This window comes from Streptomyces sp. HUAS MS02 (assembly GCF_055702265.1).
Genome location: NZ_CM146747.1, coordinates 906,563 through 928,206, shown reverse-complemented (window position 1 = coordinate 928,206; position 21,644 = coordinate 906,563). Strand labels below are relative to the sequence as shown.

The window sequence follows — 21,644 nt, the reverse complement described above, 5'->3', positions numbered from 1 at the left end:
CCCGGCCCGTCATGTCCGTCGAGGGCCCTGGCCCGTCTCGTCCGTCGGGGGCCGCGGCAGGTCACGTGCGGTTGACGTTGGCCGTGAGCAGCCGCAGCAACTGCTTGGCCATCGTGTGCTGTTCGGGGGAGAGCCCCATGGCCTCGCCGATGTCCACGGGGACGGTCCGGGCCCGCTCCTCCAGCCGGGCGCCGGCGTCGGTGAGGCGGATGGAGACGGAGCGCTCGTCGTCCGTACGGCGCTCGCGGCGCAGCAGGCCACCGGCCTCCAGGCGCTTCAGGAGCGGGGAGAGGGTGCTGGACTCCAGCTGGAGCGCCGTGCCCAGGTCCCGCACGGAGATCGAGTCCTGCTCCCAGAGCACCAGCATGACCAGGTACTGCGGATAGGTCAGCCCCAGCTCGTCCAGCAGGGGCCGGTAGCGGGCGGTCACCGCGCGAGAGGCGGCGTACAGGGCGAAACAGAGCTGGTCGTCCAGGAGCAGTGTGTGCCCCTGTGTCGATTCCGCCCCGGCAGCGGTCACGATGTCGCCGGCTGTGCTCACGGTGTCGCTCCTCGGTCCCGTGCTCTGCATGACGATCTCCCACCCTACCCGCGGGCCATTCCACTCTATCGGGTACGAAGAAATCGGGCGGCAGTAAATGGTGCGCATATTAGTTGTGCACGACTTAATCGAGCGCTACTGTCTTGGTGTGCCGCCGATCCGGCGAACGGCATCGCCCCAACCTGTCCGCCGCACCCGTCGCGAGGAGATCGTCATGACCGAGACCACCACCCCCCGCCCCGTCCTCGAACCCGCCGCCGCGGCCTTCGCCGAGGCGACCGCGAACCCGCCGTACCTCTTCGACCTCGGGCCGGTCGAGGGCCGCAAGGTCGTCGACGAGGTGCAGTCGGGCGACATCGCGAAGCCGGCCGTGGACGAGGAGTGGGTGACCGTGCCGGGCGGGCCCACCGGCGAGGTCAGGGCCCGTGTCGTCCGCCCGGCGGGCGTCGAGGGCGTGCTGCCGGTGATCCTCTACATCCACGGCGCGGGCTGGGTGTTCGGCAACGCCCACACCCACGACCGGCTGGTGCGCGAGCTGGCCGTGGGCGCGGGGGCCGCGGTCGTCTTCCCCGAGTACGATCTCTCCCCCGAGGCCCGCTACCCGGTCGCCATCGAGCAGAACTACGCGGTGGCCCGCTGGATCGTCGCCGAGGGCGCAGGCCGGGGCCTCGACGCCACCCGGATCGCCGTGGCCGGTGACTCCGTCGGCGGCAACATGACCGCCGCGCTGACCCTGATGGCCAAGGAGCGGGGCGATGTGCCCCTGGTCCAGCAGGTGCTCTTCTACCCGGTCACCGACGCGGCCTTCGACACCGGTTCCTACCGCCGGTTCGCCGAGGGCTACTTCCTGCGGCGCGACGCCATGCGGTGGTTCTGGGACCAGTACACGATCAGCGAGCAGGAGCGCGCCGAGATCACCGCCTCACCGCTGCGCGCCACGGCCGAGCAGCTCCGAGGGCTGCCGCCGGCCCTCGTGATCACCGCCGAGGCCGACGTCCTGCGCGACGAGGGCGAGGCGTACGCGAACAAGCTCCGTGAGGCCGGGGTGCCGGTGACCGCCGTGCGGTACCAGGGGATCATCCACGACTTCGTCATGCTGAACGCCCTGCGCGGGACGCACGCGGCCGAGGCCGCCATCGGCCAGGCGATCGCCACCCTGCGTGCGGCGCTCGGCACGGTCTGACCGGCGTACGCCCCCGCGAAAGCACGCCGCCCCGGCCGGGAGTGATCCCGGCCGGGGCGGCGGTGTGCGGACCGGAGGGTCCGCACGGGGGTTCTACGGCGAGGCTCAGGCGAAGTTCGCCAGTGCCTCGTTCCAGGTGGTCGACGGGCGCATGACCGCGGCGGCCTTGGCCGGGTCGGGCTGGTAGTAGCCGCCGATGTCGGCCGGCTTGCCCTGGACGGCGATCAGCTCGTCGACGATTCGCTGCTCGTTCGTCGTGAGGGTCTCGGCGAGCGGGGCGAACGCCTTGGCCAGGTCCGCGTCGTCGGTCTGGGCGGCCAGCTCCTGGGCCCAGTACAGGGACAGGTAGAAGTGGCTGCCGCGGTTGTCGATGCCGCCGACGCGACGCGAGGGGGACTTGTCCTCGTTGAGGAAGGTCGCCGTGGCGCGGTCCAGGGTGTCGGCGAGGACCTTGGCCTTGGTGTTGCCGGTGGCCGTCGCATACTGCTCCAGGGAGGGGACCAGGGCGAAGAACTCGCCGAGGGAGTCCCAGCGCAGGTAGTTCTCCTTGACCAGCTGCTGGACGTGCTTCGGGGCGGAGCCGCCGGCGCCCGTCTCGAACAGGCCGCCGCCCGCCATCAGCGGGACGACCGACAGCATCTTGGCGCTGGTGCCCAGCTCCAGGATCGGGAACAGGTCGGTGAGGTAGTCGCGCAGCACGTTGCCGGTCACCGAGATGGTGTTCTCGCCGCGGCGGATGCGCTCCACCGACAGCTTGGTGGCCTCGACCGGGGCGAGGACGCGGATGTCCAGGCCCTCGGTGTCGTGCTCCGACAGGTAGGCGTTGACCTTGGCGATCAGGTTGGCGTCGTGCGCGCGGGTCTCGTCCAGCCAGAACACGGCCGGGTCGCCGGTGGCGCGGGCGCGGGTGACGGCCAGCTTGACCCAGTCGCGGATCGGGTCGTCCTTGGTCTGGCAGGCGCGGAAGATGTCACCGGCGGAGACCGTCTGCTCGATCACGACGTTGCCGGCCTGGTCGACGAGGCGGACCGTACCCGTGGTCGGGATCTCGAAGGTCTTGTCGTGGGAGCCGTACTCCTCGGCCTTCTGAGCCATGAGGCCGACGTTCGGGACGGAACCCATGGTCGACGGGTCGTAGGCGCCGTTGGCGCGGCAGTCGTCGACGACGACCTGGTACACACCGGAGTACGAGGAGTCCGGGAGCACCGCGAGGGTGTCGGCCTCCTGGCCGTCCGGGCCCCACATGTGACCGGAGGTGCGGATCATGGCCGGCATCGAGGCGTCGACGATGACGTCGGACGGCACGTGCAGGTTGGTGATGCCCTTGTCGGAGTCGACCATCGCCAGGGCCGGGCCCTCGGCGAGCTCGGCGTCGAAGGAGGCCTTGATCTCGGCGCCCTCCGGCAGGGCCTCCAGGCCCTTGTAGATGCCGCCCAGACCGTCGTTCGGGGAGAGACCGGCCGCGGCCAGCGTCTCGCCGTACTTCGCGAAGGTCTTCGGGAAGAAGGCGCGCACCACGTGACCGAAGACGATCGGGTCGGAGACCTTCATCATCGTGGCCTTGAGGTGCACGGAGAACAGGACGCCCTCGGCCTTGGCGCGGGCGACCTGCGCGGTGAGGAACTCGCGCAGCGCGGCGACGCGCATCACGGAGGCGTCGACGACCTCGCCCGCGAGGACGGGTACGGACTCGCGCAGCACGGTGGTGGAGCCGTCGTCGCCGACCAGCTCGATCTTCAGCGAGCCGGCCTCGGAGATCACCGCGGACTTCTCGGTGGAGCGGAAGTCGTTCTCGCCCATGGTCGCGACGTTCGTCTTGGAGTCGGCGGACCAGGCACCCATGCGGTGCGGGTGGGTCTTGGCGTAGTTCTTGACCGAGGCGGGGGCGCGGCGGTCCGAGTTGCCCTCACGCAGGACCGGGTTCACGGCGGAACCCTTGATCTTGTCGTAGCGGGCGCGGATCTCGCGCTCCTCGTCGGACTTCGGGTCGTCCGGGTAGTCCGGCAGCGCGTAGCCCTGGCCCTGCAGCTCGGCGATCGCGGCCTTCAGCTGGGGGATGGACGCCGAGATGTTCGGCAGCTTGATGATGTTCGCCGCGGGCGTCTTGGCCAGCTCGCCCAGCTCCGAGAGGGCGTCGGGGATGCGCTGGCCCTCCTCCAGGTACTCCGGGAAGACGGCGATGATGCGCCCGGCCAGCGAGATGTCACGGGTCTCGACGGAGACACCGGCCTGCGAGGCGTACGCCTTGATCACGGGCAGGAACGAGTGGGTCGCCAGGGCGGGCGCCTCGTCAGTGTGCGTATAGATGATGGTCGAGTCAGTCACCGGGTGCTCCGCTCCACGTCTGCAACATTGCTCGACATCAAGATATCTCGAACGGTGGAGCTGCTCGACAGGGGGCGGGGAGTGGGGACCGCCACGACGGGTGCGTTGTCGGGTGCGGCTCCGGTGGGGCTTCTCGCGCAGTTCCCCGCGCCCCTGAAAAGCCGGGGCTGCGCCCCGTGCTTTTCGCCCCTGAGCGGCCGTAGGTCCTCAATGGCGCGGGGAACTGCGCGACCAGCCCCCACTCAGCCGCACCCGACCGGCTTCCTCCCCCATGCCCCCTACGGCGTTACGTCGACGGCAGTCCCTCGCTGATGAGGGATCTCCACACTGCCCCCACCCGTCTGCAACGTGATCGCCCGCCGCGGCACCGGCACGCTGATCCCCTCGGCCCGGTACCGCCGGTGCAGGCGCTTGATGAACTCGTGCTTGATCCGGTACTGGTCGCTGAACTCCCCGACCCCCAGGATCACGGTCATCCCGATGCGCGAGTCGCCGAAGGTGTGGAACCGCACGGCCGGCTCGTGGTCGGGAACCGCGCCCTCGACCTCCTTCATCGTCTCCGCGATCACCTCGTTGGTGACCCGCTCGACGTGCTCCAGGTCGCTGTCGTAGCCGACACCCACCTGCACCAGCAGGGTCATGTCCTGCTCGGGCTGGTTGAAGTTGGTCATGTTGGTGCCGGCGAGCTGACCGTTGGGGATGATCACCAGGTTGTTGGAGAGCGACTTGATCGTCGTCTGCCGCCAGTTGATGTCGACGACATAGCCCTCCTCGCCGCTGCTCAGCTTGATGTAGTCGCCGGGCTGGACCGTCTTCGAGGCGAGGATGTGGATGCCCGCGAAGAGGTTGGCGAGGGTGTCCTGGAGGGCCAGCGCCACCGCGAGACCGCCGACACCGAGGGCGGTGACCAGCGGGGCGACCGGGATGCCCAGGGTCTGGAGGATCACCAGGACACCGATCGCGAGGACCGTGACCCGGGTGATGTTCACGAAGATCGTGACCGAGCCCGCGACCCCGGCCCGGGACTGGGCGAGCGTGCGCACCAGACCGGCGATCACCCGGGCCGCCGTGACCGTGGCGACGAGGATGAAGAGCACCGTCAGCGACTGGTTCACGTTGTGCTGCACGGTCTTCGTCAGCGGCAGCACCGCTCCGGCCGCCGCCGCCCCGCCGACGAACGCGCTCCAGGGCACCAGCGAGCGCAGCGTGTCGACGATGACGTCGTCACCGCTCCAGCGGGTCTTCGTCGCGTGACCGCCGAGCCAGCGCAGCAGCAGCCGCAGCAGGAACGCGGCCAACAGGCCCGCGACCAGGATGATTCCGGCCACGAGACAGTCGTCGAGGGTGAGGGTCCGGGTCATCGCTCGCCTCCCGTGGGACGCGGGGAGCGGCCGGGGAACCGTATGTCGTGTCCCGAGGGCCGTATGTGATGTGTCGTCACCTTGCCACCTGCTCGAATCAAGAGTGCGTGTTCTCGCCCGCCCTGACGCGTGTACGGCGTCGGGCGCGATCGCTCATCCTGCCGTATCCGCACGGCTGATCGGCACCGGACCTGCGCGGATCGGCCGACGAGTGGCCCCGCGTCTTGAGGGAATGTCCGGATGTGCTCGGCGGTACGACGGCCTCCTCTTCAGATCACCTTCAGCCGGACCAGCGCACCGAGCGTCAACGCCCCCGGCAGCAACGGCAGCCAGACCGTGACGATCCGGAACGCCAGCACCACCGCGGTCGCCACGGCCACAGGGCCACCGGCCGCCACCAGCGCGACCACGAGCGCGGCCTCCACCGAACCGAGGCCGCCCGGCGTCGGGACGACGGCGACCGCGACGGTGGCGGCGAGATAGGCGAGCGCCATGTGCGTCACCGGGATGCGGAGCCCCAACGCCAGCCCCACGGTGACCAGTACGCCCGCCTGGAGCGCGGGGAACGCCAACGAGCCGCCCCACAGCGCCAGCACCCGCGCCGGTCGCGCGTGCACCGCGCGGGCCTCGCGCAGCGCCGTGCGCACGAACCCCGACACGGCCGCACGCAGCCGCCGTACCAGGAACACCGCGGCCACGGCGCCGCACCCGACGACAACCACCGTCACCAGCAGGGGAGTCGACATGCCGACGGGCAGGAGCGGGCCGAGGCGCAGGGCCCGGGGGAACGCCACCAGCAGGGCCAGCAGCAGGCCGACCCGGGCGACGGACTCCGCCAGGAGATACAGCGCGAGCGCCGCCGACGAACGGGACAGGGGCACCCCGCACACCGTCATGAACCGCAGGTTCACCGCGCTCGCGCCCAGACCTGTCGGCAGCAGGTGGTTCGCCGCGCCCGCCGCGAACTGGGTGGCCAGCAACCGCCCGGCGGGCAACCGCTCGACGAGCGCCCCCTGCCGCGTCACGGCCGCCGCGACCCAGGTCAGACAGGTCACACCGGCCGCCGCGATCAGCCACGGCCACCGTGCGGTCGCGAGATGCCCGAAGCCCTCGACGAGTACGGAACGGTGCCGCACGGCGACCACCAGGACCAGCGCGAGGGGGAGCAGGCAGAGGATCCTCCGCACCGGAACACGCCTGGAGAGGGGGCGGGGAAGTGGTATCGCTGTCACATCGGGAAAGGCTCTCCGCGCCCGGCCAACAGCGGGTTGCGGGCGCGCGGACGGCGGTCGACCGGCGGCGGACTTCACCACACCCCGGCGTACGCCGAAATACGGTTGACCTCAACTTTGGTCGAGGTTCTAGCTTCTTCCCCATGAGTATGGAGACCACCGCCTGGACCCAGCTGCAGGGCATGATGACGGCCCAGCGGCACACCCGCCCCCTCGCCCGGACCACGCTACGGCGCGTCGGCGCCTTCGCCCGTCCACATCGTCGCCGTATCGCGTGGTTCGTCGGCATCGGCGTCGTGACCGCGCTGCTCGCCGTGGCGACGCCGGTGCTCGCGGGGAACGTCGTGGACGTGATCGTCTCGGGCGGGGACGAGAACCACGTCGTCCGCCTTGCCGTGCTCATCGCCGTCATCGCCGTGGCCGAGGCGGCGCTCGGACTCGTGGGCCGACGCCTGTCGGCGACGCTCGGCGAGGGTCTCATCCTCGATCTGCGGACCGCCGTCTTCGATCATGTGCAGCGCATGCCGGTCGCGTTCTTCACACGTACTCGTACGGGAGCGCTCGTCAGTCGTCTCAACAACGACGTCATCGGCGCCCAACGCGCGTTCAGCAACACCCTGTCCGGAGTGGTCGGCAACCTGGTCACGCTGGTGCTCACCCTCGCCGTGATGCTCACGCTCTCCTGGCAGATCACGCTGCTCTCCCTCGTCCTGCTGCCCGTCTTCGTGGTCCCCGCCCGGCGCATGGGCCGACGCATGGCCCGGCTCCAGCGGGAGGCGGCCGACCTCAACGCGGCCATGGGCACCCGGATGACCGAGCGCTTCTCCGCACCCGGCGCCACCCTGGTCAAGCTCTTCGGGCGGCCCGACGACGAGTCCGCCGAGTTCGCCGAACGGGCCCGCCGGGTACGGGACATCGGCATCCGCACGGCGATGGCGCAGTCGGCGTTCATCACCGCCCTCACCCTCGTCTCGGCCCTCGCGCTCGCCCTGGTGTACGGCCTCGGCGGCTGGTTCGCGCTGCGCGGCACCCTGGACGCGGGCGCGATCGTGTCCCTGGCCCTGCTGCTGACCCGGCTGTACGCGCCGCTGACCGCGTTGGCCGGGGCGCGCGTCGAGGTCATGAGCGCCCTGGTGAGCTTCGAGCGCGTCTTCGAGGTACTGGACCTCAAGCCGCTCATCGAGGAGAAACCGGACGCCCGCGAGGTGCCCGAGGGCCCGGTGGCCGTCGAGTTCGACGACGTCCGCTTCGGCTACCCCTCCGCCGAAAAGGTCTCCCTCGCCTCGCTGGAGGAGGTCGCCTCGCTCGACACCCGGGGCGGCACCGAGGTCCTGCACGGCGTCTCCTTCCGCGCCGAACCCGGCCAGACCGTCGCCCTCGTGGGCTCCTCAGGCGCCGGCAAGTCCACCGTCGCCCAACTGCTGCCCCGGCTCTACGACGCGGACGCCGGCACGGTCCGGATCGGCGGCGTCGACGTACGCGACCTCAGCGCGGCGTCGCTGCGCGGCACCCTCGGCATGGTCACCCAGGACGGCCACCTCTTCCACGACACCGTCCGCGCCAACCTGCTCCTCGCCCGCCCCGACGCCGGCGACGACGACCTGTGGGACGTCCTGCGCCGCGCCCGGCTCGACGACCTGGTGCGCTCCCTGCCCGACGCCCTCGACACCGTCGTCGGCGAGCGCGGCTACCGTCTCTCGGGCGGCGAACGGCAGCGCATGACGATCGCCCGGCTGCTCCTGGCCCGTCAGCGTGTCGTCATCCTCGACGAGGCCACCGCCCACCTCGACAACACCTCGGAGGCCGCCGTGCAGGAGGCTCTCGCCGAGGCGCTGGAGGGCAGGACCGCCGTGGTCATCGCCCACCGTCTGTCGACCGTGCGGACCGCCGACCAGATCCTCGTCGTCGAGGCGGGCCGGATCGTGGAGCGCGGCCGGCACGAGGAACTGCTCGCGGCGGACGGACGGTACGCGGAGCTTTACCGCACCCAGTTCGCGAGGTCGACGGACCACGAGCCCGGGACACCAGCACCGGTGGCGGCGGCCTAGAAACCCGCGGCTCCCCGGGGTTCAGCCCTCGACGCCGGTCGTCGCGTGGGCGGCCCCGACCGGCTTGTACTCCGGGGAACCGCGCCGGCTCAGACAGATCGAGAGGATCGCCATGGAAGCGACGGCGAGGAGCTCGGACTGCCAGTTCTCCATCACGTCGACCGCGAAGTCCGACGACGTCACGTACTCGCCGAGCGAGATCCGCTGGAGGTCCTCCACGGCGAGCTGGTTGTCGAAGTCGGCGTGACCGGCGAACGCCTGGCCGACCAGGGCGAGGGCGAACAGCGTCAGGAAGATGAGCCCCAGGCCGTTGTCCCGGACGAACCGCCGTACGGCTCCGGTCATCGGTGCAGCACCCCCAGCGTGATGCAGGGGGCCCGACCGCCCGCGATCACCAGCAGGCACAGGGCGAACATGACGCGCACGACGTCCTCACCCACCCTTCAGCAGGCACTGGTAGGGCCGCTCGGGACGCGCGGCGCACCCGGCGGCGAGGACCTTCCACCCGTCGGAGAACCGCGACAGGAACAAGGTGTCCGCCGGGAACTCCACCCGGGCCTGGCATCCGGCGACATCGACGCCCTCGACCTCGTCCTCGGCCGCCGCGACGAACGGAACGTCCTCCTCCAGGACGGCGTCCTCGCACGGCGTCCCCGAGGACTGTTCGAGCTCGTCCGGACACCCGGCGCCGGCACCGCGCACACGGCGACCCCGTCCCGCGCGCCCAGCGCCCGCTCGAAGCCGACGGCCGCGTCCCGGGCCGCCGTACGCCGCTGCTCGACCGTCCGCACGCATGGCGACGGCGGCAACCCCGCCGCCGGACCCGCACCCGGGTACCGCGCGACGGGCCCGCCCGCCGTCCCCCGGCCGGGGCGACCGGCGCTACGCACCCTCTCCGCCCGCACCGCGCTCCTCGTCCACCGGCAGCCGGTACACGGCGAAGGCGCGCCGGATCACCGGCTGGGCCACATTGCGCACCCGCACCCCACCGCTGGTGATGCCGTGCTCGGTGCCCAGGTGGGCGTGGCCGTGGACGGCGAGGTCGGCACCGGACTCGTCCATCGCCTCGGCCAGCAGGTAGCTGCCGAGGAAGGGATAGATCTCCAGCGGTTCACCGACGAGGGTGTCCGGTACCGGGGAGAAGTGGGTGAGCGCGATACGGACCGCGCAGCCGTCCTCCGCCAACTCGTCCAGCGCGCGGCGCAGTCCGTCCGCGAGCCCCCGGGTGTGACGGACGAAGGCCTTCATCTCGGGTTCGCCGAACTCGCTGCCGCTGCGCCCGGCGAAACCGCCGCCGAACCCCTTGGTCCCGGCGACCCCCACCCGTACGCCGTCGACCGGGACGACGGTGCCCTCGCCCTCCAGCACGGTCACCCCCGCGTCCCGCAGTACGGCCGTCACGTCCTCGGGGCGTTCGGCGTGATGGTCGTGGTTGCCGAGTACGGCGATCACCGGCACCGGCAGCCCCGCCACCTCGTCGGCGACGACCCGCGCCTCCTCCGGTGTACCGTGCCGGGTCAGGTCCCCGGCGAGCAGCAGCAGGTCGGCGTGGTCGGGCAGGGTGTCGAACGCCGGGCGGAGCAGACCTCGGCTGTCCGGCCCCAGATGGATGTCCCCGACGGCCGCGACCCGGATCACGACAGCTCCTCGGGGCGGTCCGGCGCGGTGACGTCGGCCAGCGTGATGTCCGCCCGCACGGGCACGCCGGGCAGCTCCTCCGCCGCCAGCCGCAGGATCGCCTCACGATCGGCCGGCGTGGACGCCGTGCCGGTGATGTGCACGGCGTCACCGCGCGCCTCGATCCGCATCCCGAGCTCCGCCAGATCACTCCGGGCGAGCCGCTCCTCCAGGTGGGCGATGCGGTACTCGGTGTGCGCCGGCGGGTGCGCGGCGCGGTGTGCCGGGCCGTCCGGTGGTGGTTGTGCGGCGTTGTGTTCCGGGCCGCTCGGGCCGTTCGTCCGCGGGTGGTCATGTCCTGTCGCCATCGCCGGTCTCCTCCGGCTCGATCACGTTGAGGCGCTCCAGCAGGAAGAGGAAGGCCGCCGGCATCGGCTCGTCACCGCACTCCTGCCGTACCCGGCCCCAGTCGATCTTCTCGCGCAGGGTCCGGGCGAGCGGTAGGACGGCACCGAAGTCGCAGTAGTGCTCGGAGAACGCCAGGAGACGCCCGATGAGCAGATCCGTCACCGCCAGCACGGGCATCCACACGGACTGGACCGACAACACCTCCGCCCGGTCCAGCAGCTCACGGCTGACCGGAGCCCGCGACGGCCGGAAGATCAGATCGACCTCCTGACCCTGGCTCCGGGTCTTCACCAGCCAGTCCTCGGGCGGCTCGACCACGGTCAGCCCGGCCGCCTCCAGCGTGCCGGTGACCGCCTCGACGTCCTCCGGCAGCACACAGAAGTCGACGTCGTGCTGGAGCGTCCCGGGGCCGCCATGGGCGTACACCGCGACGCCGCCCGCCAGCGCGAAGGGATGCCCACCGGCCTTGAGCAGCGAAGCGACCTCCTTGGCCGCTTCGAGGATGGCCTGGGTCCGATCGGGAGGGAGCCCGTCGTCGTCCGGGCCGGCGAGATCGCCCATGCCCTCCACGATAGTGCGACCGGGCCCGACGGCCAGATGTGCGGGTGCGCGACCTGAAGCCGCCGGTGACCACGTACCGCGAGGGGCTACCGGCCTGGATCTCGCTTTCTCTGCAAGAAACCTATCCGTACATGTGTGCGAGTGGGCTCTCGCGTGGAACGCCCCCCTCTCCAAGCACGGCAGCATGCTTCGGTCGGGGTCCCGTCGTCCGGCAGCCGATGCCTCAGAGGATCCTGACCTTGTTGATGCGCACCCCACCGGGATGGTTCGGCCAGGTGTGGACGGTCCACCTGTCGATGGCCTGGGCGGGCTGCCATCTGCCGTCCCCGTACCACTGGACGCGGTTGTTGCCGGTCGAGATCCGCGTGACCCACCAGTTCGTGGAGAGCAGGTCGGCCTCCCCGGCGTTCGCGTAACACCGCATCCGCGAGGTCTCGCCGGGACGGTGAATGGTGATCTGCAAGAAGTCGCTTCGGCTGCAGGTTCCTTCGTCGATGGCGAACGCGTTCGTCGCGCCGACGGTGAGCGAAGCCGTGATCGCGATGGACGTCAGCGCGGCCAGGGCCGCCCGTCTGGCGATTCGTCGCATGGAGATGATCCACCTTCCAGGAAAGGAGTCGGAGCGACCGCGAGCGCGAACTCGCCTCGCGCCGCGCCGTTGAAGGCCCCAGTTCAGCGAAGGCGCGATCTGGCAGCCAGACCCGCCCGTGCCTATCCACGGCCGGGGCAGGCACGCCGTCGGGGAGCGGTCGATACTCGGAGCCATGAAGGGACAAGCACAGCTCGGAGACTTCCTCAGGACGCGGCGCGGCCAGCTGCGTCCCGCGGATGTCGGAGTGCCCACGTACGGCGAGCGTCGGCGTGTTCCGGGGCTCCGACGTGAGGAGTTGGCGCTTCTGGCGGGTGTGAGTGCCTCGTACTACACGCGGCTGGAGCAGGGGCACTCGCAGAGCGCCTCACCCGAGGTACTGGACGCCATCGCCCGGGCCCTGCGGCTGGACGAGCCCGAGCGACTGCACCTGCACGACCTGGCCCGGGCGGACCGGCATCGCCCCCGCGGTCGGCGGCCGGCACCGGAGCGGGTGAGCGAGGCGACGCGTCAACTGCTGGAGGCCCTGGGGGACGTCCCCGCGCTCGTGCTCGGCCGGCGCAGTGACGTCCTGGCGTGGAACCGGCTGGGGCACGCGCTGTTCGCCGGGCACCTGGACCCCGATGCCCCGCAGAGCGCGGGTGGGCGTCCCAACATGGCCCGGCTGGTGTTCCTCGACCCCCACAGTCGCGGCCTGTACGCGGACTGGCCCGGCAAGGCCAGGGCCGTGGTGGGGAATCTGCGGCTCGTTGCCGGGCAGCACCCGCAGGACGGCGCGCTGCATGCGCTGGTGGGCGAACTGAGCGCCAGAAGCCATGAGTTCGCGTCGATGTGGGCCGACCACCGGGTCCGGCCGTGTACCGTCGCGGCCTACGAGATGCGGCACCCCCTGGTCGGCACGCTCACCGTCATCCAGCAGACGCTGAGCCACGGGCCCGGCCCCGTCGTCGTCGTTGCCACCACGGAGACGGACTCACCCTCGCGTGCCGCACTGACCCTGCTCGCCCAGGCCACCGCACCGACCGCCGTCCGGCCCGGCACACAGGAGCGCGTCCCCGTCGACCCGGGATCTCCGGGCTCTCAGGGATTTCCGGTGCTCACCGACTGACCGACAGCAACACCACCACCGACAGCAACACCGGCACCGGCCCGCACGCGACCGCGCACTCGCGCGTCTCCGGACCGTCTGGCATCGCATCGCATCGCACACACGCCGCTGCTCACGGCAGCCGCGTGGTGGTGCAGTCCCGGCATGCCCTCGTCCGCCCAGCCGCCCATGTACGGCGGCCACATCCACAGAAGGAACCATGCTCAGCAGGCTTCGCATTCTCACCGTGACGTCAGCCGTCCTCCTCGCGGCCACCGGCGCCGCACAGACCCCGACGGCCTCGGCCTCGACCTCGGCCGCAGCCTCGACCGTGGCCGCGTCGGCCGCCGTCCCCCGCGTATCCGTGCACTTCGACCTGGCCAAGGGCCAGACACCGGAGAACATCACCCTGGCGCCGAACGGCGACGCCTTTGTCACCTTCGCCGCGGGCCGACAGGTCGCCGTGGTCTCCCGCGACGGCACCACCCGGATCCTGGCCACCCTGCCCGCGCCCACCGACGGTGGCGTCCACACCCCGGTGCTGGGCTTCCCCCTGACGGTCGGCATCGTCCGCGCGCACGACGGCACGCTGTACTTCCTCTACGCCACCGGCACGCCCGACCTGACCGGCGTCTGGCGCCTGCGCCCCGGCGGCGAGCCGCGGCGGATCGCCGCGCTCCCCGCGAACGGCCTGCCCAACGGCCTGGCCCTCGACGCACGCACGCGCATGCTCTACATCACCGACTCCGTGCTCGGCACCATCTCGCGTGTGCCCACCACCGGCGGCACCCCCACCACCTGGTCGGCGGCCCCCGAACTGGCCTCCACCGGCTTCCTGGGCGCCAACGGCCTGAAGATCCACAAGGGCGCGGTCTGGGCCGGCAACCTCGACAGGGGCACCGTCCTGCGCATCCCGATCCTCCCGGACGGTCGTGCCGGCCGGGTGGCAACCGAGGCCACCGGGCTGCAGGGGATCGACGACTTCGCCTTCACCGGCCGCGGCGAGCAACTGCTGGCCACGCTGAACGGAACGAGTCAGGTCGCGCTGGTCGAGCCCGGCGGCGGACACCGCATCGTGCTGACCTCGGCCGACGGACTGCAGAACCCCACGGCCGTCGCCGTGCGCGGGAACACCGCCTACGTCACGAGCGCCGCGTACCTGACCGCACAGGACCCCAATCTGCTCCGCGTGCGACTGAGGAGTTGAGGAGCTGAACGGCGGGGGGTGCCGAGCGGACGGGCGGCGCCCGTCTCGACCGTCGTACTCCCCATTCTCCTCATTCGCACGCGGCCAGCACCAGGCACAGCAGGTCGCCGCGGTCGTCGATGATCTCGTAGCCGGTGACGTACTCCGCGTCGTGCACGGGGAAGACGAAGGCGTTCGCCCCGGTCGCTCGGTCCAGCACCGTCTCCGTCCAGTTGTCCGGCCGGTGGCGTGGCCCCCTGGCCCGGACGGCACTTCGCGCGTCGCGGACGAAGGAGGGCACGCCGTCCACGTGCGGGAGTGAGGCGCGCATGGCCTCCTCGCCCCACAGGACGGCGTAGTCCTCGATCAGGTGGGCGTCGTGGTAGCCCGGGACGTCCCAGTCCGCCGTCTCGATCCGGGAGGGCTCGGCCAGCGGTATGACGAGCATGGTGACGGTGAGCCAGAGCGCATCGGGGTCCTCGCCGTCCGGGGGATACGCGAGGCAGCCCACGTACACCGGATGGCGCCCCGCGGGGACACGATGGCTGAACCCGCCCTCGGTGCGCCACGGGGTCTCCCAGGTGATGGGGCCGTCCACCACGACGAGTTCACCGGCGTGGTCGAACCACGTGGGCCGGGCCGCGACGGAGTACGCCGGTGGAGCGGGCGCGTACTTGTCGGCCAAGCGCCACAGAAGCGGCTCCACTTCCATCGTCTTCCCTTTCATGCGACCGGTGCGCCCTGACGGACCTCGACGACGCCGGGGCTGCGGCCGCCCCGCACGGCACCACCACCCGTTGTACTCCGCCTCCTGACAGCCGCCGCCCGGCCGCCCCTGCCCGGCAGTGGCTGAACGGCCCATCCGGTCGGGACCGTCCGGCCCCAGCGCGCCACCTCCCGGCCGAGGGACGATGCCCCTGAGGACACAGGCTCCCCAGGGCGCCGGGCTCCGGGCCCGCACCCGATCGCCGAACGATCCGAAGCAGGTGCATGGCGATGTTCTGGTACGGCCACGACGTCAGCGGATGGGGCTGGTTCGCGATGTCCGCCAGCATGATCCTTTTCTGGGCACTGGTCATCACGGTGGGCGTGCTGCTCTTCCGCGCTCTGAACCGGCCCCTGGAACACACCCACGGTCCCGCCGCGCCGCAGACACCCGAGGAGGTCCTCGGACAGCGGTTCGCCCGAGGGGAGATCGACGAGGAGGAGTACCGGCGCCGCCTGAACGTCCTGCACGCCGGCCCTCTCACCAAACCCTGAAGAGGCTCGTCCGGCTCACCACGCAGGACACCGCTAAGCGGTTGCGCGCCAGATCCGCGCGGTCCCGTCGCCGCTGACGGTGGTGATGGTGCGGCCGTCCGGAGAGTACGCGACATCGTGAATCGGCCCTTGGTGTCCTCTGAGGACCTGCAGTGCGGTACCGGTTCTGACATCCCAGACCTGCGCCGTGTTGGCCCAGGACTCGTTCGCAGAGCTGTGCCTGACCACCAGGGTGCGGCTGTCCGGGGCCCAAACAACCTGATCCACCTGCTCGTTGTTGCCGACCGCTATCAGGAGACCGTGCAGGCCACGTAGCGTACGGAGCTTGTCACCGCTCTCCGGATCGACCAGCAAGACGTCGTCACCGCTGCGTTCCGCCAGCAAGCTCCCGTCCGGGGCGTAGGCCGGCTTGTCTCCCTCGTACGTACCTGACGACCACCGCACAGCACCTGTCGCCGCGTCCCAGGCCCGGACCCTGTCACCATCGGCTACCACGGTTCGTCCGTCCGGCGCGAACCCGACCGTCCAGTTGAAATGCCCTCCGGACGGGTCGAGCGGGTGTATCTGGGCACCGGTGGCGACGTCCCAGATACCGCCCTGCCGTTCGGCCACGGCGGCGATGGTCCTGCCGTCCGGCGCGAATGCCGCATCCCTGGCCGAGACGTTGATCTGGTGGCGGAGCGTGCCAGTGGCCACGTCCCAGAGCTGCAGACGATCACCGGTGGCCGCGATGGTGCGACTGTCGGATGAATACACCAGCTTGCTGACGCGCAACGGCATCAACCCGTCGGGATGGGTGACCGGGACCTTGATCACGGTGCGCGTGGCACCGCTCTGTGTATCCCAGATCTGGATCGTCCGCCCGTCGTTCAGCTCCGTCGCCACTGTGGCGCCGTCCGGTGCGAAAACCACCTTGCGGTCGGAGAACCGCGCATCGGTGTCGACGGCGAACCGCAGGACGTGTCGACGCAGGCCGCTGTCGACATCCCACAGCTCCACAGTGCCCTTGTCGCCCCAGGCGGCCAAGGTGTGTCCGTCGGGCGAGTACGTCACCGAGCCGCTCAACGCCAACGTCCGCAGCGTCACACCGTCGGACGGCGCGGTGGGATCGTACAAGCCCAGAATATGGCGCGCCTGTGTGTAGACGAGGGGCGCGATGGCGGCGAGCAGCCCGACCACCAGCAGAACTGTCACGATGGCGTCCCTGCGTGTGCGCTGCGGTCCGGCAGCGGGGGCGTAGACGGGTCCACGCGGATCACCGAATCCGCCGGGGCCCGCTTGCGGAAAGGCCGGAGGCGGCGTGGGTCTCGGATCGCTCACGGTCGAATCCTTGGAGTCAGGTGTGTCGTGATGGCACTGACCAGACCTGTACCCGGACCGCTAGCGCCGCGTATGACGAGGCTAACCAGGCATCCCGATGTCGGCATGAGTAGAACTACTCAGCTGTGATGCGTAGTTGTCGTGCGGCACCGGCGCCCAGGTCGCAGCCGACTCCACCGCGACGGGTACGTCGCCCCGCGCAGGAGTGCCGGTCGGCCCTGGCCGCGGTGCCGTCAGGCCCATGCACCCAGGGCGCGGCCGGGGGAGTGTGACGGGCGAGAGCAACGGCGTACTGGCGTCCGGGATGTGGGAGGCACGATGAGCGGTGTGGTGGTAGCCGGTGTGGACGGGTCGGCGTCGAGTCTCGCGGCGGTCGAGGAGGCGGCCCGGGAGGCGCGGTCGCGTGGGGCGGAGCTGCGGGTCGTGCACGCGTTCATCTGGCCCGCGCTGCACGTGCCCCTGGGCCCGTCACCCTTGGGTCCGGCCGAGGGCGGCCTGCGGAACCTGGCCGACCGTCTGGTGGCCGAGGCCGTCGAGCGGGCGCGCGCCGCGGCGCCGGAGGTCGAGGTCAGTCATGCCGTGGTGACCGGTGAACCGCTGACGGTCCTGGAGGCGCAGTCGCGCGCCGCCGAGCTGGTGGTGGTCGGGTCCCGTGGCATGGGCGGGTTCGTCGGGCTGCTGGTCGGGTCGACGGCCGTCCATCTGGCGGCACACGGCCGGTGTCCGGTGCTGGTCGTGCGTGAGCAGCCGAGTGCGGAGGGCCCGATCGTGCTCGGCGTCGACGGCTCGGCGGCGGGCGGGCCGGCGGTGGACTTCGCGTTCGCCGAGGCCGAGCTGCGGAAGGTGCCACTGGTGGCGCTGCACGCATGGACCACGTGGAACGCGCCGATGCCCGCACCGCGGGAGCCGTCGACGCCGTACGCGAGCCCGCCGGACGCTCTCGTCGGTGAGGAGGAGCGCCTGCTGTCGGAGGCGCTGGCCGGACGCCAGGAGCGGCACCCGGGTGTGGTGGTGGAGCACCGGGTCGTGCACGGCGGGACGCGGGAGGCGTTGATCGAGGCGAGCCGGTCCGCCCAGCTGCTGGTGACCGGTGCCCGCGGCCGGGGCGGCTTCACCGGGCTGCTGCTCGGCTCCGTCAGTCAGGCCCTGCTGCACCACGCCCACTGCCCGGTCGCGGTGGTGCGGGGAACGGACGCGCGGCACTGACCTCGTGCGGTGGGCGGCCCCTGCCCTGTCCCGCGGTGCGGGCGGGCGGGGGCCGTCTGCCGGGTGGGCGCGAAGCGGGTGAGGACGGGGCGCAGACGGCGAGGATCATCACGTAGGTGGTGACCGGAGCCGCCGGGCGGCCCTGTCCGGGGGGCGGCCAGGCCGATGATGACGACGGAGAACTCTCCGCGGGCGGTGAGCGCGGTTCCGGCGCGGAGCCAGCCGCGGCGGCCGGCACCGTCGCGGCGGGCGGCATACCAGCCGGCGGTCAGTGTGGTGGCGGCCGTGACCACTGCCGGCGCCGCGACGGCGAGCAGCGCCTGCCACCAGGTGCCTCCGGCGGCGGCCACGGCGACCACGGCGAGCAGCGGCAGTTGGCCCCGCCATCACGAAGTCCTCCACCACCAGCACGGACAGCGCCGGGCAGCAGCACCTTGTTGACGTCCACGTGGATCTGCCCGTCGTCACGCGTCCGGACTCTTCCCGGCGGGCGGTGGCCCTGGCCCCGGCGCGCGAAGTCTTCGACGGGCGTCGCGGCGGCCTGCCGTGCGCAGGTTTTCGGCAGGTGCCGCGGGGTGCCCAAGCCGTCGTCAGGTTGTGAATCAGGGGGCCGGGGCAGCGCGGCAGGTGATCAGTGTCGTGAGCACCCTGGGGTATCCGGTAGGGCCGGGTGGCCCCTGGGGGCGGACCGGCGGCCCCTGGGAGTACCGGGTCGCCGCGGCGAGACTGAGGGCGAAGGTCCACGCGTCGGCGATGGCCGGATGGGAGTACTCGGTGAGTGAGCCAGTGAACGATCGTGACTCGGTGAGTGAACCGGTGATCGTGGGCGTGGACGGTTCCGCCTCCAGCATCGGCGCGGTCGAGGTCGCGGCCCGTGAGGCGCGTCTGCGCGGGGTGGGGCTGCGGATCGTGCACGCCTTCGGCCAGGCGCCCGGACACCTGTCGACCGGGGCGCCGTGGGGCCCCGCCGACCATGGTCTGCAGCCGATGGTGCGGGGTGCACTGGTCCACGCCGAGGAACGGGCGCACGCGATCGCGCCGGACATCCGGATCACCCGGTCGGTGGTGGCCGGGGAAGCGCTTGAGGTGCTGGAGATCGAGTCACGTTCGGCGTCGCTGGCGGTGGTCGGCAGCCGGGGCCTGGGCAGCTTCTCCGGACTGCTGCTGGGCTCGACGGCGGTACATCTGGCCGCCCACGGCCGTTGCCCGCTGATGGTGGTGCGAGGCTGCCCCGATCCGGCAGGTGCGGTGATCCTGGCCGTGGACGGCTCCGAAGCAGGCGAGGCGGCGGTGGAGTTCGCGTTCGCCGAGGCGGCACTGCGCAAGGCGCCACTGGTCGCCCTCCATGTGTGGAACACCTTCAGCGAGCGCGCCTACGAAGGCCCTGGTGACCCCCTCACCGCAGTGGTGGCAGACGCCGACCGTATTCGCGAGGCCGAGCAGCACCTGCTGGACGAGACGGTGGCCTCCTGGCAGAAGGTCCATCCGGAGGTCGTGGTCGAGCGGCGCCTGGTGCGTTCGCTCATCCGCCCGGCCCTGATCGACGCCAGTCGCGGCGCCCAACTGGTGGTGACCGGCGCCCGGGGCCGGGGCGGCTTCACCGGCCTGCTGCTCGGCTCCGTCAGCCAGGCCCTGCTGCACCACGCCCACTGCCCGGTCACCGTCGTCCGCGGCAAGAAGTGACCGCGCCTGAGCAGCAGTCCACGGCCGCACATGGTGCCCTGTCGGTACGGACGCCCTCCTGCCGGACGCCTACCGGCGCGACGTCGCCGAGGTGACGGGCTTGCTGGCCGTGGTCCCGGCCACGGGCCTGAGCACGGCGGGCGCCGAGCAGCGGGCCGCCGCCTGTGGCGCCATCGAGCTGGCCGAACCGGTGCGCCGGCCGCAGTGGCTGCGCCTGCTGGATCAGTTGCGCAGCCGGCTGATCGGCGTCCTGCTCGCCGTGGCCGTCGTCGCCGGAATCATCGGCGAGATCAAGGACGCCCGTGGGCCCGTCGCCTGCCTGGAGGCCCTCCAGATGTTCGACCGGGACGGGACGCGCCTGCGCGTGGAGCCGGTCCTCCATACGGCGCCGGGTGTACTTGAGGAGGGCATTCGGTCGGCTCCGTCGTAGCAACGGAACGAAGCGGCCAACTGGTTGAGAGAGCGACGCGAACGCCGTGCGCCTGACGCAACGTCAGGTAGTCGGCATGTGGTCAGTCAGCATCATTCCCCGAAGCTCCTGAGAAGGCTGTTTGAACAGGCACCTGTTCGGGGCGTCACAACAGACTGGTTGGCGCGGAAGCCCAGGCAGGGAGCCCTGTCCCCGATGGCAAGCGATGTTCCTCACACTCTTCGAGTCAGGCGGGTGCCAGTTGTAGAGTGATATCGCCCTTGACCTGCAGAAAGCAGGCAGGGAGCCGTCTTCCAGGAGTCCAAAGTGCTGCGTACTCTGTTCAAGTCCAAGATCCACCGCGCCACCGTCACCCAGGCCGACCTGCACTACGTCGGGTCCGTGACCATCGACGCCGAGCTGCTCGACGCCGCCGACCTGCTGCCGGGCGAGCTCGTGCACATCGTCGACGTCACCAACGGCGCCCGGCTGGAGACGTACGTCATCGAGGGCGAGCGGGGCTCCGGCGTGATCGGGATCAACGGGGCCGCGGCCCATCTCGTCCATCCCGGTGATCTGGTGATCATCATCAGTTACGCTCAGGTCTCCGACGCCGAGGCCCGCGCCCTGGAGCCCAGGGTCGTGCACGTGGACCAGGACAACCGGATCGTGGCGCTGGGCTCGGACGCCTCCGAGCCGGTGCCGGGTTCGGACCAGCGGCGCAGCCCGCAGGCCGTCACCGTCTGAGGCCCCGGGGCGACCGCCGTCCGAGACCTCGGGCGAGCGCCCGGCGTCCCCGATCCGCACGCGAGGAGTGCCATGAGCGACGTACAGATCCGTGACGACCGGGCGGCCGGCCGACTGGAGGCCTTCGCCGGCGACGAACTGGCCGGTCACATCCAGTACTTCGTCCTCGCCTCCCCGCAGGAGGCGCTCGTCCCGGTCCACACGATCGTCGAGTCCGCGTACGAGGGGCAGGGCATCGCGGGCTCGCTGGCCCGGGAGCTGTACGGCATGGCGGCCCGCGAGGGCGTCGTGGTCGCCCCCCTCTGCCCGTACGTCGTGAAGTGGGCCGAACGCCACCCCGAGGAGGCCCCGGCCGCCGATCCGGCGCTGCTGCGGGCCGCGAAGGACTGGCTGATCGCCCACCCCGAGGGCTTCTGAGGGACCCGGCGGCGGGCGCGGTCGCACCTCGCCCGCCAACCGGGTGACTGCCCGTGCGGGCCACGGGTACCCGTGGCATCAGTCCATGGCCGACGTATCCCTGGCTGGAGGACGCGATGACGCATCCCGACCCCGACCCCGTGAAGCCCGGCCCCACCCCGGGCCCGGGCCCCGACCGCCCGGAACCCTTCCCGGAGCCCCCCTTCCCCGACCCCGTCCCCACCCCCGACCCCGTCCCCACCCCGGAGCCGGACCCCATTCCCAACCCCCCGGGCCCGGACCCGGTCCCGGGCGAACCCAGGCCGGGCCCGCTGTCGTAGGGGAGCGGCGGAACGAATGACTGTGGCCCGGCGTGGACTGATCCACACCGGGCCACATCAGCAGGCTTCAGGGGCGCGGGGCTGTGACATGTGTGGCTCCGCGGCGCCGGCGCGACCAGCCACTCTCGACCGGCAGCCGCCGAC

23 protein-coding genes are annotated in these 21,644 nt (G+C 71.5%); 10 read left to right on the top strand and 13 right to left on the bottom strand.

Features of this window, described 5'->3' with window-relative positions:
• Window positions 1-61: 61 nt before the first annotated feature.
• A complete protein-coding gene (locus tag ACZ9QC_RS04135) occupies window positions 62-481 on the bottom strand; it encodes a MarR family winged helix-turn-helix transcriptional regulator (RefSeq protein ID WP_472921594.1) in 420 nt (139 codons plus the stop codon).
• 274 nt (window positions 482-755) lie between these two features.
• Between ACZ9QC_RS04135 and ACZ9QC_RS04130 the strand changes: the two genes are divergently transcribed.
• Window positions 756-1,724: an alpha/beta hydrolase gene (locus ACZ9QC_RS04130; protein ID WP_472918869.1), complete on the top strand. Its 969-nt coding sequence runs from the start codon at window positions 756-758 to the stop codon at window positions 1,722-1,724.
• 105 nt (window positions 1,725-1,829) lie between these two features.
• Here the strand turns inward: ACZ9QC_RS04130 and ACZ9QC_RS04125 are convergent, their stop codons facing one another.
• The 3 genes from ACZ9QC_RS04125 to ACZ9QC_RS04115 form a co-directional block, all read right to left on the bottom strand.
• Window positions 1,830-4,049 carry an NADP-dependent isocitrate dehydrogenase gene (locus ACZ9QC_RS04125; RefSeq protein WP_472918868.1) on the bottom strand — a complete coding sequence of 740 codons (2,220 nt, stop codon included), beginning with the start codon at window positions 4,047-4,049 and terminating at the stop codon, window positions 1,830-1,832.
• A gap of 278 nt (window positions 4,050-4,327) precedes the next feature.
• A complete protein-coding gene (locus ACZ9QC_RS04120; RefSeq protein WP_472918867.1) occupies window positions 4,328-5,410 on the bottom strand; it encodes a mechanosensitive ion channel family protein in 1,083 nt (360 codons plus the stop codon).
• A 269-nt stretch (window positions 5,411-5,679) separates the two neighbouring features.
• Window positions 5,680-6,642, bottom strand: a complete 963-nt coding sequence (locus ACZ9QC_RS04115) for a lysylphosphatidylglycerol synthase transmembrane domain-containing protein (RefSeq protein WP_472918866.1) — start codon at window positions 6,640-6,642, stop codon at window positions 5,680-5,682.
• A 149-nt stretch (window positions 6,643-6,791) separates the two neighbouring features.
• On the opposite strand from ACZ9QC_RS04115, the gene ACZ9QC_RS04110 reads away from it, so the two are divergent.
• Entirely contained in the window at window positions 6,792-8,690 is a 1,899-nt protein-coding gene (locus ACZ9QC_RS04110; protein WP_472921593.1) for an ABC transporter ATP-binding protein, read from the top strand.
• 21 nt (window positions 8,691-8,711) lie between these two features.
• Here ACZ9QC_RS04110 and ACZ9QC_RS04105 read toward each other — a convergent pair whose 3' ends face one another.
• The 6 genes from ACZ9QC_RS04105 to ACZ9QC_RS04080 all read right to left on the bottom strand — a co-directional run bounded on the left by ACZ9QC_RS04105 (window position 8,712) and on the right by ACZ9QC_RS04080 (window position 11,865).
• Window positions 8,712-9,035 (bottom strand): DUF6766 family protein, encoded by a 324-nt coding sequence (locus ACZ9QC_RS04105; protein ID WP_472918865.1) that lies wholly within the window; start codon window positions 9,033-9,035, stop codon window positions 8,712-8,714.
• A gap of 87 nt (window positions 9,036-9,122) precedes the next feature.
• Window positions 9,123-9,392 (bottom strand): hypothetical protein, encoded by a 270-nt coding sequence (locus ACZ9QC_RS04100; protein ID WP_472918864.1) that lies wholly within the window; start codon window positions 9,390-9,392, stop codon window positions 9,123-9,125.
• Window positions 9,393-9,572: 180 nt separating this feature from the next.
• Window positions 9,573-10,328: a metallophosphoesterase family protein gene (locus ACZ9QC_RS04095; protein ID WP_472918863.1), complete on the bottom strand. Its 756-nt coding sequence runs from the start codon at window positions 10,326-10,328 to the stop codon at window positions 9,573-9,575.
• Window positions 10,325-10,675: a BON domain-containing protein gene (locus ACZ9QC_RS04090; protein WP_472918862.1), complete on the bottom strand. Its 351-nt coding sequence runs from the start codon at window positions 10,673-10,675 to the stop codon at window positions 10,325-10,327. The genes ACZ9QC_RS04095 and ACZ9QC_RS04090 overlap by 4 nt, the downstream gene beginning before the upstream one ends.
• Window positions 10,659-11,276: a nucleotidyltransferase family protein gene (locus ACZ9QC_RS04085; RefSeq protein ID WP_472918861.1), complete on the bottom strand. Its 618-nt coding sequence runs from the start codon at window positions 11,274-11,276 to the stop codon at window positions 10,659-10,661. The genes ACZ9QC_RS04090 and ACZ9QC_RS04085 overlap by 17 nt, the downstream gene beginning before the upstream one ends.
• Window positions 11,277-11,499: 223 nt before the next feature.
• Window positions 11,500-11,865: a beta/gamma crystallin domain-containing protein gene (locus ACZ9QC_RS04080; RefSeq protein ID WP_472918860.1), complete on the bottom strand. Its 366-nt coding sequence runs from the start codon at window positions 11,863-11,865 to the stop codon at window positions 11,500-11,502.
• 175 nt (window positions 11,866-12,040) lie between these two features.
• Between ACZ9QC_RS04080 and ACZ9QC_RS04075 the strand changes: the two genes are divergently transcribed.
• Together ACZ9QC_RS04075 and ACZ9QC_RS04070 are read left to right on the top strand one after the other, a co-directional pair.
• Window positions 12,041-12,973 carry a helix-turn-helix domain-containing protein gene (locus ACZ9QC_RS04075; RefSeq protein ID WP_472918859.1) on the top strand — a complete coding sequence of 311 codons (933 nt, stop codon included), beginning with the start codon at window positions 12,041-12,043 and terminating at the stop codon, window positions 12,971-12,973.
• A 199-nt stretch (window positions 12,974-13,172) separates the two neighbouring features.
• Window positions 13,173-14,159, top strand: coding sequence for an SMP-30/gluconolactonase/LRE family protein (locus ACZ9QC_RS04070; protein ID WP_472918858.1), 987 nt, complete (start codon window positions 13,173-13,175; stop codon window positions 14,157-14,159).
• Window positions 14,160-14,229: 70 nt separating this feature from the next.
• On the opposite strand, the gene ACZ9QC_RS04065 is transcribed toward ACZ9QC_RS04070, so the two are convergent.
• Window positions 14,230-14,844, bottom strand: coding sequence for a hypothetical protein (locus tag ACZ9QC_RS04065; RefSeq protein WP_472918857.1), 615 nt, complete (start codon window positions 14,842-14,844; stop codon window positions 14,230-14,232).
• Between the two features lie 290 nt (window positions 14,845-15,134).
• Here ACZ9QC_RS04065 and ACZ9QC_RS04060 point away from each other — a divergent pair, with 290 nt between their 5' ends.
• Window positions 15,135-15,398, top strand: coding sequence for an SHOCT domain-containing protein (locus tag ACZ9QC_RS04060; protein WP_472921592.1), 264 nt, complete (start codon window positions 15,135-15,137; stop codon window positions 15,396-15,398).
• Between the two features lie 33 nt (window positions 15,399-15,431).
• Here the strand turns inward: ACZ9QC_RS04060 and ACZ9QC_RS04055 are convergent, their stop codons facing one another.
• Entirely contained in the window at window positions 15,432-16,592 is a 1,161-nt protein-coding gene (locus ACZ9QC_RS04055) for a WD40 repeat domain-containing protein (protein ID WP_472918856.1), read from the bottom strand.
• A gap of 444 nt (window positions 16,593-17,036) precedes the next feature.
• Here ACZ9QC_RS04055 and ACZ9QC_RS04050 point away from each other — a divergent pair, with 444 nt between their 5' ends.
• The gene (locus tag ACZ9QC_RS04050) at window positions 17,037-17,924 is read left to right on the top strand and encodes a universal stress protein (protein ID WP_472918855.1); all 888 of its coding nucleotides are present in this window, start codon (window positions 17,037-17,039) and stop codon (window positions 17,922-17,924) included.
• Here ACZ9QC_RS04050 and ACZ9QC_RS04045 read toward each other — a convergent pair.
• A complete protein-coding gene (locus tag ACZ9QC_RS04045; protein ID WP_472918854.1) occupies window positions 17,858-18,274 on the bottom strand; it encodes a hypothetical protein in 417 nt (138 codons plus the stop codon). The genes ACZ9QC_RS04050 and ACZ9QC_RS04045 overlap by 67 nt on opposite strands.
• 454 nt (window positions 18,275-18,728) lie before the next feature.
• Between ACZ9QC_RS04045 and ACZ9QC_RS04040 the strand changes: the two genes are divergently transcribed.
• From ACZ9QC_RS04040 to ACZ9QC_RS04025, 4 genes are all read left to right on the top strand, one after another.
• The gene (locus ACZ9QC_RS04040) at window positions 18,729-19,607 is read left to right on the top strand and encodes a universal stress protein (RefSeq protein WP_472918853.1); all 879 of its coding nucleotides are present in this window, start codon (window positions 18,729-18,731) and stop codon (window positions 19,605-19,607) included.
• Between the two features lie 58 nt (window positions 19,608-19,665).
• Window positions 19,666-20,037 carry a cation-transporting P-type ATPase gene (locus tag ACZ9QC_RS04035; RefSeq protein WP_472921591.1) on the top strand — a complete coding sequence of 124 codons (372 nt, stop codon included), beginning with the start codon at window positions 19,666-19,668 and terminating at the stop codon, window positions 20,035-20,037.
• 306 nt (window positions 20,038-20,343) lie between these two features.
• A complete protein-coding gene (gene panD, locus ACZ9QC_RS04030) occupies window positions 20,344-20,763 on the top strand; it encodes an aspartate 1-decarboxylase (RefSeq protein WP_472918852.1) in 420 nt (139 codons plus the stop codon).
• A 72-nt stretch (window positions 20,764-20,835) separates the two neighbouring features.
• Window positions 20,836-21,180 (top strand): GNAT family N-acetyltransferase, encoded by a 345-nt coding sequence (locus tag ACZ9QC_RS04025; protein ID WP_472918851.1) that lies wholly within the window; start codon window positions 20,836-20,838, stop codon window positions 21,178-21,180.
• Window positions 21,181-21,644 lie beyond the last annotated feature (464 nt).